At 68.2% G+C, this 14,986-nt stretch carries 14 protein-coding genes; 10 read left to right on the forward strand and 4 right to left on the reverse strand.

The annotated features are described in order from the left end of the window. Positions 1 to 135: 135 nt before the first annotated feature. Genes BN976_RS03695 through BN976_RS03705 form a run of 3 tightly spaced genes read left to right on the forward strand, consistent with a single transcriptional unit; the run spans position 136 to position 2,913 of the window. Positions 136 to 1,365, forward strand: a complete 1,230-nt coding sequence (locus BN976_RS03695; RefSeq protein ID WP_036368023.1) for an FAD-dependent oxidoreductase — start codon at positions 136 to 138, stop codon at positions 1,363 to 1,365. A 9-nt stretch (positions 1,366 to 1,374) separates the two neighbouring features. Further along, complete coding sequence (locus BN976_RS03700) at positions 1,375 to 2,160, forward strand: SDR family NAD(P)-dependent oxidoreductase (RefSeq protein WP_036368028.1); 786 nt, start codon at positions 1,375 to 1,377, stop codon at positions 2,158 to 2,160. Positions 2,161 to 2,169: 9 nt separating this feature from the next. Further along, a complete protein-coding gene (locus tag BN976_RS03705; RefSeq protein WP_199558883.1) occupies positions 2,170 to 2,913 on the forward strand; it encodes a hypothetical protein in 744 nt (247 codons plus the stop codon). Here the strand turns inward: BN976_RS03705 and BN976_RS03710 are convergent. Then, on the reverse strand, positions 2,902 to 3,855 hold the full coding sequence (locus BN976_RS03710; protein ID WP_049778011.1) for an L-lactate dehydrogenase: 954 nt from the start codon (positions 3,853 to 3,855) through the stop codon (positions 2,902 to 2,904). The genes BN976_RS03705 and BN976_RS03710 overlap by 12 nt on opposite strands. 225 nt (positions 3,856 to 4,080) lie before the next feature. Here BN976_RS03710 and BN976_RS03715 point away from each other — a divergent pair, with 225 nt between their 5' ends. From BN976_RS03715 to BN976_RS03735, 5 genes are read left to right on the forward strand one after another with little or no spacing between them, the layout of a single operon-like run. Further along, complete coding sequence (locus tag BN976_RS03715; RefSeq protein WP_036368033.1) at positions 4,081 to 5,730, forward strand: ABC transporter substrate-binding protein; 1,650 nt, start codon at positions 4,081 to 4,083, stop codon at positions 5,728 to 5,730. Beyond that, on the forward strand, positions 5,730 to 6,758 hold the full coding sequence (locus BN976_RS03720; RefSeq protein ID WP_011777757.1) for an ABC transporter permease: 1,029 nt from the start codon (positions 5,730 to 5,732) through the stop codon (positions 6,756 to 6,758). The genes BN976_RS03715 and BN976_RS03720 overlap by 1 nt, the downstream gene beginning before the upstream one ends. Beyond that, positions 6,758 to 7,720 carry an ABC transporter permease gene (locus BN976_RS03725; protein WP_011777756.1) on the forward strand — a complete coding sequence of 321 codons (963 nt, stop codon included), beginning with the start codon at positions 6,758 to 6,760 and terminating at the stop codon, positions 7,718 to 7,720. Before BN976_RS03720 ends, BN976_RS03725 begins: the two co-directional genes overlap by 1 nt. Beyond that, positions 7,717 to 8,709, forward strand: a complete 993-nt coding sequence (locus BN976_RS03730) for an ABC transporter ATP-binding protein (protein ID WP_036368036.1) — start codon at positions 7,717 to 7,719, stop codon at positions 8,707 to 8,709. Before BN976_RS03725 ends, BN976_RS03730 begins: the two co-directional genes overlap by 4 nt. Continuing rightward, positions 8,706 to 9,689, forward strand: coding sequence for an ABC transporter ATP-binding protein (locus BN976_RS03735; protein WP_036368040.1), 984 nt, complete (start codon positions 8,706 to 8,708; stop codon positions 9,687 to 9,689). The genes BN976_RS03730 and BN976_RS03735 overlap by 4 nt, the downstream gene beginning before the upstream one ends. A 145-nt stretch (positions 9,690 to 9,834) precedes the next feature. On the opposite strand, the gene BN976_RS03740 is transcribed toward BN976_RS03735, so the two are convergent. Beyond that, positions 9,835 to 11,583, reverse strand: coding sequence for an Hsp70 family protein (locus tag BN976_RS03740; RefSeq protein WP_036368042.1), 1,749 nt, complete (start codon positions 11,581 to 11,583; stop codon positions 9,835 to 9,837). Between the two features lie 72 nt (positions 11,584 to 11,655). Here BN976_RS03740 and BN976_RS03745 point away from each other — a divergent pair, with 72 nt between their 5' ends. Next, complete coding sequence (locus BN976_RS03745) at positions 11,656 to 12,114, forward strand: nuclear transport factor 2 family protein (RefSeq protein WP_036368045.1); 459 nt, start codon at positions 11,656 to 11,658, stop codon at positions 12,112 to 12,114. Positions 12,115 to 12,117: 3 nt separating this feature from the next. Here BN976_RS03745 and BN976_RS03750 read toward each other — a convergent pair whose 3' ends face one another. Beyond that, on the reverse strand, positions 12,118 to 12,780 hold the full coding sequence (locus tag BN976_RS03750) for a L,D-transpeptidase family protein (protein WP_036368048.1): 663 nt from the start codon (positions 12,778 to 12,780) through the stop codon (positions 12,118 to 12,120). An 81-nt stretch (positions 12,781 to 12,861) separates the two neighbouring features. On the opposite strand from BN976_RS03750, the gene BN976_RS03755 reads away from it, so the two are divergent. After that, positions 12,862 to 14,355: a bifunctional phosphatase PAP2/diacylglycerol kinase family protein gene (locus BN976_RS03755; protein WP_036368051.1), complete on the forward strand. Its 1,494-nt coding sequence runs from the start codon at positions 12,862 to 12,864 to the stop codon at positions 14,353 to 14,355. Here BN976_RS03755 and BN976_RS03760 read toward each other — a convergent pair. After that, positions 14,309 to 14,980, reverse strand: coding sequence for a phosphatase PAP2 family protein (locus BN976_RS03760; RefSeq protein WP_235621960.1), 672 nt, complete (start codon positions 14,978 to 14,980; stop codon positions 14,309 to 14,311). The genes BN976_RS03755 and BN976_RS03760 overlap by 47 nt on opposite strands. Positions 14,981 to 14,986: the final 6 nt, after the last annotated feature.

The raw sequence follows: 14,986 nt of genomic DNA on the forward strand, positions 1-14,986 counted from the left end.
GACGCGAATAGAGGCTAAAGTCCGTGCCGTTATACCCGGGTGATCAGCCATCTACCGCGAAAAACCCTCGCGCACGCCGGTTTTTGAATGCGCAAACAGCTAGGCAGGCCTTCCGGCAGCTGTCACCATGATCAGATGAACGCAAAGACCACCTGTGCGGTCGTCGGCGGCGGACCGGCGGGCATGGTGCTCGGCCTGCTGCTGGCCCGCGCCGGCGTCGAGGTCACGGTATTGGAGAAGCACGCCGACTTCCTACGTGACTTCCGCGGCGACACCGTGCACCCCACCACGCTGCGCCTGATCGACGAACTCCGACTGTGGCCGAAGTTCTCCGCGCTGCCGCACAGCCGGCTGGAGCGGGCCACCGTCGACGTGGGTGCGGGCCGCACCATCACGGTGGTCGACTTCGGGCGGCTGCGACAGCCGCACCCTTATATCGCGATGGTGCCGCAGTGGGACCTGCTCAACCTGCTCGCCGAGGCGGGCGAGGCCGAACCCACGTTCACCCTGCGGATGTGCACGGAGGCCACCGGGCTCATCCGCGAGGGCGGCCGGGTCGTCGGGGTCCGGTACCAGGACCCCGACGGGCCGGGCGAGTTGCGCGCCGACCTCACCGTCGGCTGCGACGGGCGTGGATCGGTGCTGCGCGGGCTGGCCGGGCTTCAGGTGCGGGAGTTCCCTGTCAGTTTCGACGCGTGGTGGTTCCGGTTGCCCCGACCCGCCGACGACAGCATCTACACGTTGGTGCCCCGGATCGCGCCGGGCAAGGCGATGATCGTCATCCCACGGGAGGGCTACCTGCAGATCGCGATGCTCATCCCGAAGGGGACCGACGCCGAGCGGCGGGCCCGCGGCCTTGACGCGTTCCGCGCCGACGTGCTGGCGCTGCTGCCCGAGGCCGCGACCACCATCGAGACGATCACCAGCCTCGACGACGTCAAGCATCTCGACGTCCGGTTGAACCGCTTGCGCCGCTGGCACACCGACGGGTTGCTGTTCATCGGCGACGCCGCCCATGCCATGTCGCCGGCCGGCGGCGTCGGCATCAACGTGGCCATCCAGGATGCGGTGGCCACGGCGCGACTCCTCGCCGACCCCTTGCGCCGCGGCGCGGTGACCGAGCGCGACCTGGCCGCTGTCCGGCGCCGCCGCGTGGTTCCCGCCGCGCTGACGCAGGCGCTGCAGCGCCAGATCGACAAGCGGTTCCTGAGGCCGATTTTGGACGGTGACGTCACTGGACCGCCGCCCGCGCTGGTGCGTGCGATCGAACGCGCGCCCTGGCTGACCTTCGTTCCGGCGTACCTCGTCGGTGTGGGCGTGCGGCCCGAACGGGCACCCGAGTTCGCGAAACGGCGGCCCACGTAGGGTCACCCCATGACCGACGCCGCCCCGCCCGCCAACCCGTTCGATCTCACCGGCCACGTGGCCGTCGTGACCGGCGGCGGCTCGGGTATCGGGCTCGGTATGGCCGAGGGGCTGGCCCGGGCCGGGGCCACGGTCGCCATCCTGGGACGCTCGGCACAGCGGCTGGATTCGGCCGCGGCCACGCTGCGCAGCCATGGCAACCCGGTACTGCCCGTGGTGTGCGACGTCACCGACGAGCAGGCGGTGACCGACGCCATGGCCCGAATCCGGAGTGAATTCGGTTGGCTTGATTCATGTTTCGCCAATGCCGGGGTGCGCGGCAGGTTCACCCCGACGCTGGACACGTCGCTGGCCGAGTTCCGCGAGGTCACCCGTGTCGACCTCGACGGTGTGTTCGTCACGTTGCGTGAGGCGGCGCGCCAGATGATCGGGGCGGGGCGGGGCGGCAGCCTGGTCGGGGTCTCAAGCCTGGGCGCTGTGCAGGGCATGCCGCGGCAACCGGCCTACGCGGCGTCGAAGGCGGGGGTGACCTCGCTGATGGACAGCCTGGCCGTCGAGTTCGCCAGATACGGCATCCGCGCCAACACCATCCAGCCGGGATGGTTCGCCACCGAGATGACCGCGGACGGTATGGCCGACGAGCGGTTCAGGGCACGTGTGCTGCCGCGCGTGCCGGTGCGCCGGTGGGGCGCCGCCGAGGACGTCGGCGGTATCGCGGTGTATCTGGCCGGCCCGGCCAGCGCCTACCACACCGGTGATGTGCTGCGCCTCGACGGCGGCTACCTGAAGTTCTGACGTTTGGGGATGGGGTCGGCAGGACATGAGAAGACGGTGAGCCCGCTGCCCGGCATGCTGCCGACACCCGACGTGCAGATCACCGATGCCGGCGTCGACGCGACGCTGGCCGCCGCGGTGGCCATCATCAACCCGCTGCTCGACGTGCTGTGGGGGACGGATCCGCTCGGCCTGAAGCGACGTGACGACGGTGTGGGCTGGGCACTCAACGCTGCCGACCTTCCCGGCACTCCGGCCTGGGACGACATGGACGCCGACGCCCGGATCCACTGGTGGGTGTGGCGGGTCGGTGCATTGAACACCGTCGCGGTCGCCTTTCCCGGCGTGCTGGGGATCCTGGCCCGCCGATTGCCGATCCAGGATCTTCTCGGGTTCGTCAGCCAAGCCATCGTGCTGTGCGCGGTGGCGCGGGAACTCGGCGTGACCGATCAGCGCCCGCAGGTACGCATGCTGGCAGCGGTGTTGTGCGACCGGGATCTCTCGGTCGTCGTGTACCAGCCGAGCACCGACCGGCGTCTTGTCGACATCCCGCACCACCCGTTGGGCATCGTCAGCGCGGTGTGGAATCTCGTCGGTCTTTTCGACGCCATCGGTGACGAGGTCGGCAAGCGCCCGCAGCCGCGGGCTCCGTTCCGCTATCTGGGGCTGCTGCCCGCCGTCGGCGCGGTCGCCGCCTACTTCGGCGAGTGCGGTGCGCTCGCCCGCGCCGCCAAGATGGGCCGACGCTGGATCGAACGGCAGTCACAGACCTAGCGACTCCTGTGCCGCCCGCAATGTGGTCGCCGACGCCTGCAGGCCCTGCGACTCCGATTCCGACAGTGGCACTTCCAGCACCTGACCCGCGCCGTGCGCCGAGACGACCGTCGGCAGCGACAGCGCCACCCCCGAGATGCCGTGCGCGCCCTGCTGCACCGTGGACACCGGCAGCACCCGGTGTTGATCGCCGAGCACGGCCTCGATGATGCGGGCCGAGGACAGTCCGATGGCCAGGTTGGTCGCACCTTTCCCGGCGATGATCTCGTAGGCGGCGTTGACCACGTCCGTGGAGATGCGGCGCCGGTTCTGCTCGTCGAAGACGAGCACACCGTCGCGACGGAACTCCGTGGCCGGCACACCCCCGACCGACACACTCGACCACAGCGAGATCTCCGAATCGCCGTGCTCGCCGACGATCAAGCCGTGCACGTTGCCCACCGCCAGGTCGGCCTGCTGGGCGATCAGGTAGCGAAACCTGCTGGAGTCCAACACTGTTCCGGACCCGAACACGTGGCCCGGGGCGGCGTCGACCGACCGGGTGGCGGCGAACGTCACGACGTCGACGGGGTTGGTGACGAAGATGACGACGGCCTCGGGTGAGTGTGCGAGCAGCTGAGGGGTCAGCGTCTGCGCCATCGCGACGTTGGCCGCGGCCAGCTCCAGGCGACTCTGCCCGGGTTTCTGCTTCGCGCCCGCTGTCACGATGACGACCGCAGACCCGGCGGTGACCGCGATGTCGTCGGATCCGGAGATCCGGCAGTGCGGGACGAACTGACTGCCGTGCTTGAGATCGAGCACCTCGGCGCGCACCTTGGTGGAGTTGACGTCGTACAGCGCGAGCGCTCCGGCCGATCCCCGGATCAGGCACGCGTAGGCGATCGCGGTGCCCACGCTTCCCATGCCGACGATCGCGACCTTGGTGTTCTGTTCGACTGGCATGGACACATTCTTGTCGAGGTTGCGCCAAGGCAATTTGACGTGCGCGAAAACACTGGCGCTGCCTGCGTTTTCGTCCGGGACTCGGAGCGATCAGGAGGTTGCAGGCTGGAAGGAACCTGTGAATCTCGAGTTGCCGGACGGAAAATTTCCTCCAAAATGCTTACCGGACCGGAGAAGACCGTAGAGGCTTACGGGAACTCGCCGATAACAGCAGGGGAACCACACATGCACATATTTCGCCGAGCACTGATCATCGCCTGCGTCGCATCGCTGGCCGCTTTCGGAGTGGCGGCCTGCGGCAGCGACGACAGTTCCGGCGGCGGCGGGGGCAGCGGCGGTGACATCACCGTGAACGCAACGTCGTTCCCCGACTACATCGACCCGCAGCTGTCCTACACCGTGGAGGGCTGGGAGGTGCTGTGGAACGTCTACACCCCGCTGCTGACCTACAGGCACGCCAGGGGCAAGGAGGGCACCGAGGTGGTCCCGGCCCTGGCCGAGGCGCTGCCGGACATCTCCCCGGACGGGAAGACCTACAAGCTCAAACTGCGGCCGAACATGAAGTACTCGGACGGCACCCCGATCAAGGCGTCCGACTTCACGTACGCGATTCAGCGCCTGTTCAAGACGGATTCGGGCGGCTCGGTCTTCTACAACGTCATCGCCGGCGCCACGGAGTACGCCGACGGTGCCGCCGACACGATCACCGGCATCACCACCGATGACGCGACCGGCGACATCACCATCCAATTGACCGAGCCCAACGGCACTTTCGACAATCTGCTGGGGCTGATGTTCGCCGCGCCGATCCCGCAGAGCACGCCACTGGACGCCGACGCGACGAACAACCCGCCACCGGCGAGCGGACCGTTCATGTTCACCACGGTCGACGCCCCGCGCACGCTGACGATGGAACGCAATCCGCAGTTCCAGACCGTCAAGGACGCGGGCGCCGACGAGGTCGCCGACGCCGGGGTGGACAAGATCACCCTCATCGAGAACAAGAACCAGAGCGCGCAGGTGACCGACATCATGCAGAACAAGGTCGATTTCATGATGGACCCGGTGCCATCGGACCGGCTGCAGGAGGTGAAGAGCCGCTACTCCGACCGGTTCCGGATGGAGGACTCGATCAACACCTACTACATGTTCATGAACACCGAGCGGGCCCCCTTCAACGACGTCAGGGTGCGACAGGCGATCAACTACGCCATCGACCCCGAGGCGCTGAACCGGATCTTCGGCGGCCGGCTGCACCCGACTCAGCAGGTTCTGCCACCGGGCATGCCGGGCTACCAGGAATACAAGCTGTATCCGGGGCCGGACATGGACAAGGCCAGAGCGCTGATCGCCGAGGCGAATCCGGCCGACCGCGACATCACGGTGTGGACCGACGACGAGCCGGACCGCAAGCGCATCGGTGAGTACTACCACGACCTGCTCACCCAGCTCGGTTTCAATGCCACGCTGAAAGTGATTGCGGGCGACGTGTACTGGACGACGGTGGGCAACCAGTCCACCCCGGACGTGGACACCGGCTTCGCCGACTGGTTCCAGGATTTCCCGCATCCCGACGACTTCTTCCGTCCGCTGCTGCACGGTGACAGCATCCTGCCGACCAACGGGAACAACCTGTCCCGCGCCAACATCGCGGAGAACAACGCCAAGATGGACGAACTGGTCACCAAGCAGATCACCGACGAGGGTGTCGAACAGCAGTACGCCGACTTGGACCGGGCCTACATGGAGCAGGCGGTGTGGGCCCCGTACGGCAACGAGCAGTTCACCACGTTCCTGTCGGAGCGGATGGACTTCGACAAGTCGTATCATCATCTGCTGTTCAAGCAGGATTTCACCTCGTTCGCGCTGAAGTAGTGGTCGCCGTCCCCGAGGCACCCCCCGGGGTGCCCGAATCCCAGGTCCAGGGCCGCAACCCGTGGTATCTGGCGTGGCTTCGGCTGCGCCGCAACAAGGTCGCGCTCGGATGCGGACTGTTGTTCGTGCTGATCGTCGCGGTGTGCCTGGCGGCACCGCTGTGGGCGGATTATGTGGCCCACACCGGACCGAACGACAACCACATCACCGACACCGTTCTCATCGACGGCGTCGAGACCGACATCGTGGCGCCCGACGGCACCCCGCTGGGACCCGGTCTGCGGGGCCGGTACCTGCTCGGCGCCGATCAGAACGGCCGCGACGTGATGGTGCGGCTGCTCTACGGTGGCCGCACCTCGATCTACATCGGCCTGGCCGCCGCGGCCGTCACCACCGTCCTGGCTGTCGTCGTCGCGCTGCTGGCCGGCTACTACCGCGGCTGGATCGACGCGGTGCTGTCGCGGGTGCTCGACGTCATCTGGGCGTTCCCTGTGCTGCTGTTGGGTATCGCGTTGGGCACCGCGCTGGCGATCGGCGGTCTGAAGCTGGGAGTCATCGCCATTGCCGGGGATTCGATCTGGATCCCGATCCTGATCATCGGCCTGGTGTACGTGCCGTACATGGCGCGCCCGCTGCGCGGTGAGATCCTGGCGCTGCGCGAGAAGGAGTTCGTCGAGGCCGCCGTGGCCCAGGGCATGGGGCCGCTGCGCATCATGGTCGGCGAGCTGCTGCCCAACATCGTCTCGACGATCATCGTGTTCTTCACGTTGAACATCGCCAACAACATGCTGCTGGAGTCGGCGCTGTCCTTCCTCGGGGCCGGGGTGCGGCCGCCGAACGCCTCGTGGGGCACGATGATCGCCGACGGCTACCAGATGATCTACACGGCGCCGCACCTGACCATCGTTCCCGGCCTGATGATCGTGGTGACGGTGTTGTCGCTCAACGTGTTCGGAGACGGGCTGCGCGACGCACTGGATCCGAAGGCCCGGATCAGGATTGAAGCCAACGATGCGGGCCGGCACTGATGGCGCGGTTCATCGCCAGGCGGCTGCTGGGCATGGTCGCGGTGCTGTTCGCGATCTCGGTCATCGTGTTCCTGATCTTCAACGTGGTCCCGAACTCGGATCCGGCGGCGCGCATCGCCGGCAAGAACGCCGACCCGGACCTGATCGCCCGGGTCAACGCCGACCTCGGCCTCGACCAGCCACTGCCGGTCCAGTACGTGACGATGATGAAGCAGATCTTCACCGGCCAGCTGACCTCGTATGCCAGCAACCGCAATGTGGTGGAACAGATCTGGGAGGGTCTACCCGCCACCTTCTCGTTGTGTATCGGCGCGGCGGTGATCTGGATGTCGCTGGCGGTGCTGTTCGGTTACCTGAGCGCGGTGCATGCGGGCCGGTTCGCCGACCGCGCGCTGACGGTGCTGTCGCTGGTCGGGATCTCGATGCCGGTGTTCTGGCTGGCCGCGATCCTGCTCTATTTCCTGAGCTTCAAGGTGCAGCTGTTTCCGACCGGCAGCTATGTGGACCTCACCGAGGATCCGCTGGACTGGGCGTATCACCTTGTGCTGCCGTGGTTCACGCTGGCGGTGCTGTTCATCGGTTTCTACAGCCGGGTGCTGCGGTCCAACATGCTGGACGCGATGAACGAGGACTACGTGCGCACCGCAAGGGCCAAGGGCCTCAGTGAACGTCAGGTGCGGATCCGGCATGTGTTGCGCAACTCGATGATTCCGATCGTCACGCTGTTCGGCCTGGATTTCGGGATGGTCGTCGGCGGTGGAGCGATCCTCACCGAAACGGTCTACAACCTGCCCGGTGTCGGGCTGTACGCCGGTGAGGCGATCCGCAGCCTCGACCTTCCGCCGCTGATGGCGGTCACCATGTTCGGGGCGTTCTTCATCGTGTTGTTCAACACCGTGGTCGACGTCGCCTACGCGGTGTTGGATCCCCGGATCCGGCTGGGAGAGGCGGCGCCGGCATGACGCGGGAGCCACTGCTGCGGGTCGACGACCTGCGCGTCAGCTTCGCCACCGAGGACGGTGTCCTGCAGGCGGTCGACGGGGTGTCGTTCGACCTGGCGCCCGGCGAGGTCCTGGCCGTTGTCGGCGAATCCGGTTGCGGCAAAAGCGTCACCGCCCAGACCCTGACCGGGCTGACCCGGTCGCCCAACACCCGGATCTCCGGGTCGGTGACCTACCGGGGCAGGGAACTCACCGGACTCGGCGACGATGCGCTGCGCGACATCCGCGGCGAGGAGATCGCGATGGTGTTCCAGGATCCGATGTCGTCGCTGAACCCCGTGTACCGGGTGGGTGACCAGATCGTCGAGATGATCCGGGCGCACCGCGACGTGTCCAAGAAGGAGGCCCGGGAGCGTACGGTTGAGTTGCTCACCTCCGTGGGCATCCCGAATCCGCAAGCGCGCGTGCGTAGTTACCCGCACGAGTTCTCCGGTGGCATGCGCCAGCGGGTCATGATCGCGATGGCGCTGGCACTGGAGCCGGCGGTGCTGATCGCCGACGAGCCGACGACCGCGCTGGACGTGACGGTGCAGGCGCAGATCCTGCGCCTGCTCGCCGACCTGAACCGCGAGCGGGAGCTGGCCGTCGTGTTGATCACCCACGATCTCGGCGTCGTCGCCGAAGTCGCCGACCGGGTGGTGGTGATGTACGCGGGGCAGATCGTGGAGGACGGCACCGTCGACGACATCTTCTACAGCCCGCAGCACCCCTACACCTGGGGTCTGCTGGGCTCGCTGGCCCGGCTGGACCGGCCGCGCACCGGACGGCTCGCCCAGATCGCCGGTGCGCCACCGTCTCTGCTGGATCCGCCGTCGGGTTGCCGGTTCGCTCCGCGCTGCGCTTTCCAATTCGGCCGGTGCGATCAGCCGCCGCCGCTGGACCACGACGGTGGCACCCACCTGGACCGCTGCTGGCTGGGTGGCGACGTGAAGGCCGAGGTGCGACCGTGACCCCGCTGCTCGAGGTGAGTGACCTCGTCAAGCACTTCCCGATCAAGTCCGGCATCGTCATCGAGCGCGAGGTGGGCCGCGTCCGCGCGGTCGACGGCGTCAGCCTGACCCTCGGCGAAGGCGAGACCCTGGGCCTGGTCGGCGAATCCGGGTGCGGCAAGTCGACGCTGTGCCGGGCCATCCTGCAGCTGACGCCGCCGACCTCGGGGTCGGTGAAGTTCATGGGCCAGGAACTGGTCGGCATGTCCGGACGCGAGTTGCGCCCGCTGCGCCGCCAGATGCAGATGATCTTCCAGGATCCGTTCTCGTCGCTGAACCCGCGCAAACGCATCGGACAGATCATCGGCGACCCGATGGACCTGCACGGGTTGGCGAGCGGCGCGGACCTGAAACGGCGGGTGCAGGATCTGCTGGACCGGGTCGGCCTGCGCCCCGAGCACTACAACCGCTATCCGCACGAGTTCTCCGGTGGGCAGCGGCAACGCATCGGAATCGCCCGGGCTCTCGCGCTGCGGCCGAAGCTGATCGTGGCCGACGAGCCGGTGTCGGCGCTCGACGTGTCGGTGCAGGCGCAGATCGTCAACCTGCTCAAGGACCTGCAGGACGAGTTCGGGTTGTCCTATCTGTTCGTCGCGCACGACCTCGGGGTGGTGCGGCATGTGTCCGACCGCGTCGCGGTGATGTACCTGGGCAAGGTCGTCGAGGACTCCGGAACCGACGACCTGTACGACCGGCCCATCCACCCGTACTCGAATGCGCTGCTGTCGGCGGTGCCCATCCCCGATCCCCGGCGCAACGAGGCCCGCGAGAGGGTGGTCCTCGAGGGCGACGTTCCGAGTCCGAGCAACCCCCCTGCGGGGTGCCGGTTCCACACCCGCTGCCCCTGGGCCTCCGAGGTGTGCGCCTCCGACGAGCCGGCGATGAGCGACTACGGCCCGGGGCACGCGGCGGCCTGCCACCATCCGCGCAGCACGGCCTGACAGAAGAAATCGGCCCGATCGGCTGTCCCCTCCGCAGCCGATCGAACCGACACTGCCAACATTAGGCGCGGGGAACCCGGGGAGGAATCGGGGAAATCCCTATTTCTTGCCCCGACAACCGTGAAGGTCGGCGTGAATCCGCCGGTCAGGGGGTGTCGGGGACCGGGATCGGGATGGGGACCGGAACGAACGGCACCTCCAGATAGGTGGTGGTCATCGCGGTGGTCCGCGGCTGCTGCGTCGTGGTCGGCGGCGGCTCCGTCGTGGTCGGCGGCTCCGTCGTGGTCGGCGGCTGAGTCGTGGTGGTAGTCGGCGGGGTTGTCGTCGTTGTCGTCGTTGTCGTTGTCGTGGTTGTCGTGGTTGTCGTGGTGGTCGTCGGCGACGTCGTCGTCGTGGTGGTCGTGGTCGGCACCATCGTCGGCGGGGTGGTGACGACGGGCGGAGCAATGGTCGTCTGCGGCGGCGGCTGCACGGTCTGCTGGGAGACGGTGACGGTCTCGGCCGCAGGGGGCGCCTCCGACGGCACCAGCGCGCTGCTCAGCGGCACGTTTCCCGGTGTCGGCGTGGTCGGATCCGAGCTGTCGACGCTGGTCAGCGCAATCGCAGCCCCGCCGACCGCGAGCAGGGCCAGCGCGGCCACCACTCCGATCACCGACAGCGGGAATCGCGGCCCGGCCCCGGCATCATGGTCACGGTCGTCGTACGGGACGACGACCTCCGTCTCGTACGCCCCCGACAACGCATAGGGGTTGGGTCGCTCCTCGGGGATCTCGCCGGTGTACGGGACGACGTCGTCGACGGGCGAGTCGTCCTGCGACCAGGCCAGCGCGTACGTGCTGTCCGCCTCGGGCGCGGCGACGGTCGCCGTCTCGGCACCGCGGCCATAGCCGGCGAACAGCGCCGCGCCGACGGCGGCGTCCAGCGCCGGCTGGGGCGTCGTGACCACCGGCACCCGCAGGCGCTGCGAAACCTGCTGTGCGATAAGCGGGATGGCGGCGCCACCGCCGACCAACGCCACCGAGGAGATGCTGCTCCAGCCGATGCTGTTGCGCGCCAGCGCCTCTTCGAGCGCGACGAAGACACCGTCGAGCGGGCGGGCCATCAGCTCTTCCAATTCGGCTCGCGTCAAACGGATCTCGCCGCGATAGCCGGGCAGATCCGCCGTCACCTCGGTCGCCGTCTGCACGGACAGACGTTCCTTGGCGGCGCGGCACTGCTCGCGCAGCGCGGCCAGTGACCCGACCGCGGCGGTCTGGGCGGGGTCGACCCCGCCGCCCACACCGTCGAGCACATGGCCGAGGACCGCCTGGTCGATCTGGTCGCCGGCGAACTCGGCGTACCGCTGGGTACCGCCGATCGCGGTGAACGCCGAGGCGGCGTCGACCAGCGTGATGCTGGTTCCCCCGCCGCCGAAGTCCAGCAGCACGGCCACACCGCGACGGTCCAGACCCGGGTTGGCGTTCAGCGCGGTCAGGGCCGCCTCGGAGTCCGGTATCAGCCTCGGGCGCGATCCGCCCGGGGAGAGGATGGCGCTGGCTTCCAACGTGTCGGCGAGCGCGGCCGTCGTCGCCGGGGACCAGTACGACGGCACGGAGATCGCCACGTCGGAGGGGGCCTGCGCGCCGGCAAGCGCGGCCATCGACTCCAACGCCTCGACGACCAGCTGCGCGGCCGGATAGGTGTTCCCGTCGGCGGCCACCAGAGGTACCGGATCCCCGACGCGTTCGACGAACCCGGACAGCACCACGGCGCCGGTTTTCCCAGCGGGCTCACCGACCTCGGGAGCCGAATGTCCATACAGGGTGAGCACCGACCGCCGGATCACCGGCTGCCTGCCGACAGTGGCCGCCGCGAGGTTGGTGGTTCCGATGGACAACCCCAACGCATCGCTCATGATTCAGGCCACCCTAGACGATTTCGCGACCGGAGCCACGCAACGGTTCTGGTGTGTGCTGCAATGGCGCCCATGAGTGACATCGATGACATCAAGCAGGTCAAGTATCGCTACCTCCGCGCCCTGGACACCAAGCACTGGGACGACTTCGCCGACACTCTGACCGAGGACGTCATCGGCCGGTACGGCGAGTCCATCGGTGAAGAACACCACTTCACCAACCGCGACGACCTGGTCAATTTCATGCGTAACTCGCTGGGCCCGGAGATCATCACCGAGCACCGGTGCACCCACCCCGAGATCACCGTCGACGGCGACGAGGCGGAGGCCATCTGGTACCTGCAGGACCGGGTGATCGCGCCGGACTTCAACTTCATGCTGATCGGTGCGGGTTTCTATCACGACCGCTACCGCCGCACCCCGGACGGCTGGCGCATCTGCGAGACCGGCTACGACCGCACCTACGACGCCTCGATGAAACTCGATGCGCTGGAGTTCAAGGTCAAGGCCGGGCGCGCGATCAACATCTGATCCTCACTCGGTGATGGCGATCATGGCGCCTGGCCGCAGCCAGCGCATGATCGTCACCAACGTGGCGTCGTCAATCGCGACGCAGCCCGCAGTGGCTCCCCCGTCGGTGCTGTGCACGAAGAACGCGCCGCCCTTGCCGGGGATGCGCTCCTTGTTGACACCCATCACCACCGCGTGCGCGTACTGCGGGATGTCGAGATTCTCGGTGCCGGCGCTCAGCGACGTGTTGAACGGGCAGTTCTCCTTGTCGCAGACCTGCATGGTGTTGTAGGTCGGGCTCTTCATGTCGCCGTCCCACCAGTGGTTGGGCCCCACCTGGACGTACTTGAGGCCACCGCCGGGATTCGGCTGCGTGCCGAACGCGAAGTCGAGTGTGTAGATCCCCTTCGGCGTCATCATGGAACCGTCGAAATGGTTGGGCGACATGCCTTTTTCCCCGATCTTGGCGGGAATCCCGACCCCGCCCGCCACCGGCTGCCACCCGGCCGCGGTCCGCTCCCACACGTCGAGTTTGGCGTCGGAGCCACCGGTACCGGTGACCGCGAGCACCTGGGTGGCCGGACCGACCGAGTTCGCGAACCACGGCGAGAAGTCGGCCCCGGCCTGCGCGGGCGTCAGCAGGGCGGCCAGCAGCGCCGCGCACAGCAGCATCGGCAGTCGAAACATGCACCAACTGTGCCATCCCGCCGCGCCGTTTCGGTGATTCCGCGCCCCCGCGCGCGATTGCGTGGCAGATAGGTTGGCGTCATGGACCTTCTGCCTGGACGACGTCGCGGCCGTGGAATTCGTCAGATCGGGGAAGGCCTCGGCACCCTGGACCGCGAGGTCTTCGAGGCGGTGGCGGAGTCGCCGAGCCCGCTCCTCGACGCCGTGATGCCGCCGCTGACCAAGGCCGCAGACCACTCCAAGCTGTGGTTCGCGATCGCGGCGGGGCTGGCGGCGTTCGGCAGCTCCTCGGCCAAACGCGGCGCGACCCGCGGCGTCGTGTCGTTGGCGTTGACGAGCCTGCTCACCAACCAGGTGGCCAAGCGGGTGTGGAAGCGGGAGCGGCCCAGCCGCCTGCTGGTGCCGCTGGCCCGCCAGACCCGGCGCCATCCGACATCGAACTCTCTGCCGTCGGGACATTCGGCCAGCGGGGCGGCGTTCGCGGTCGGTGTCGGACTGGAGAACCCCCCGCTGGGCCTGGGGTTGGCGTTACTTGCCGGGTTGGTCGGGATGTCGCGGGTGGCGACCGGCGCGCACTACCCGGGCGACGTGCTGGCCGGCTTCGGTATCGGGGCGGGCATCGCGGTGCTGGGCGCTCGGGTGGTCCCGCCGATCGCCGAGGCCCGCATGCCCGGCGCGGAACCGCTGCGGGTGGACACGCCGGCGCGCCCCGACGGGGAGGGCGTCACCCTCGTCATCAACCCGGCCTCGGGCAGCGGTACCGGTGCGCGGGTGCTCGACGAGGTCCGCGAGGCGCTTCCCCGAGCCGAGATCGTCGAGCTCGGGGAGAACGACGACGTGGTGGAGGTGCTGCGGTCGGCGGCGCGGCGTGCGGAGGTGCTCGGCGTCGGCGGCGGTGACGGGACGGTGGCCGCGGCGGCGGCGGTGGCCGTCGACGCGGGCGTCCCGCTGGCGGTCTTTCCCGCGGGCACCTTCAACCACTTCGCCAAGGACATCGGGTGCGACACCGCCACCAAGACCGTCGCCGCGATCAAGCAGGGCACGGTGTCGTGTGTCGACATGGTGTGCCTCAACGAGAAGCAGATGGTGGTCAACACCGCCAGCATCGGCGCCTATCCGATGTTCGTGCAGACCAGGGAGAAGCTGGAACACCGGATCGGCAAACCGCTGGCCGGCATCTACGCGATGTTCCACACGCTGCGCCGCGATGAACCGGTCCGGATCGCCTATGACAACAAGACCCTGCAGACGTCGCTGTTCTTTCTGGGGAACTCGGCCTACCTGCCGTCGGGTTTCGCACCGTCGCGGCGCACCCGGATGGACGACGGCCTGCTCGATGTCCGGATCCTGGAAACCGGGCGGCGGATGAGCAGGCTGCGGATCCTGACGGCGGTCACGCTGGGCCGGTTGGAGCAGAGTCCGCTCTACCACGAGCTGCGTGTGCCGGAGTTCGCGTTCCGGTCCGTCGACGGGCCGACGGTGCTGGCGCTCGACGGCGAGGTCGGCACGGAGGTCGAGGAGGCCAGCTTCAGCGCGCTTTATCGAGCACTGCCGGTTTTTCGGCCCGCTCGATGACGGGAACTGACGGCCACACCAGCAGCAGGCACGCGACGAAGTAGGCGTAGCCGAGGGCCCAACCGGCGATCACGTCCGAGGGGTGGTGCACGTTGAGCACCACCCGGCCGATGCCGACCACCAGGATGACGGCGATTCCCAGCGCGACAAGCCAGCCGCGCAGCGCGGGACGGACCACGGGCAGTACGACGGTGAGCAAGGCCGCGACGGACACCATGACACCGAGGGCGTGGCCGGACGGGAACGACGTCGACAGCGCGGACACCATCGCGGTATCCGGGCGGGGACGGTCGACGATGTACTTGGCGGTCTCGGTGACCACGGCGCTGAGTTCCACGGTGACCGTCAGGAAGACGGCGAGCCGGAATCTGCGGCGGACCAACGCCACCACGATGACGACGAGGACGGCCAGCCGGAACGCGCCGGGACCGAGCAAGGTGCAGAGCACGTCCCAGGCCGTCACCCAGCGCGGGCGGCCGTCACCGAACCGGTTCGCCGGGTTCAGCACGTCGGCGTCGATGCCGGCCAGCCACACCCAGCCCTGCACGTAACCCACCCACATGAGCAGGTAGACACCGAGGGCGGCGGCGGCACTGCCGATCAGCCATCCGCTGCGCAATCTCACCTCACC

It is taken from the genome of Mycolicibacterium austroafricanum, from assembly GCF_000612725.1.
Taxonomy (GTDB): Bacteria; Actinomycetota; Actinomycetes; order Mycobacteriales; family Mycobacteriaceae; genus Mycobacterium; species Mycobacterium austroafricanum.

Coding starts and splice junctions, on each gene's coding strand:
- BN976_RS03715 (WP_036368033.1), top strand. CDS start 4,081: ATGCACATATTTCGCCGAGCACTGATCATCGCCTGCGTCGCATCGCTG.
- BN976_RS03725 (WP_011777756.1), top strand. CDS start 6,758: ATGGCGCGGTTCATCGCCAGGCGGCTGCTGGGCATGGTCGCGGTGCTG.
- BN976_RS03745 (WP_036368045.1), top strand. CDS start 11,656: ATGAGTGACATCGATGACATCAAGCAGGTCAAGTATCGCTACCTCCGC.
- BN976_RS03750 (WP_036368048.1), bottom strand. CDS start 12,780: ATGTTTCGACTGCCGATGCTGCTGTGCGCGGCGCTGCTGGCCGCCCTG.
- BN976_RS03695 (WP_036368023.1), top strand. CDS start 136: ATGAACGCAAAGACCACCTGTGCGGTCGTCGGCGGCGGACCGGCGGGC.
- BN976_RS03755 (WP_036368051.1), top strand. CDS start 12,862: ATGGACCTTCTGCCTGGACGACGTCGCGGCCGTGGAATTCGTCAGATC.
- BN976_RS03740 (WP_036368042.1), bottom strand. CDS start 11,583: ATGAGCGATGCGTTGGGGTTGTCCATCGGAACCACCAACCTCGCGGCG.
- BN976_RS03730 (WP_036368036.1), top strand. CDS start 7,717: ATGACGCGGGAGCCACTGCTGCGGGTCGACGACCTGCGCGTCAGCTTC.
- BN976_RS03705 (WP_199558883.1), top strand. CDS start 2,170: ATGGGGTCGGCAGGACATGAGAAGACGGTGAGCCCGCTGCCCGGCATG.
- BN976_RS03710 (WP_049778011.1), bottom strand. CDS start 3,855: ATGCCAGTCGAACAGAACACCAAGGTCGCGATCGTCGGCATGGGAAGC.
- BN976_RS03700 (WP_036368028.1), top strand. CDS start 1,375: ATGACCGACGCCGCCCCGCCCGCCAACCCGTTCGATCTCACCGGCCAC.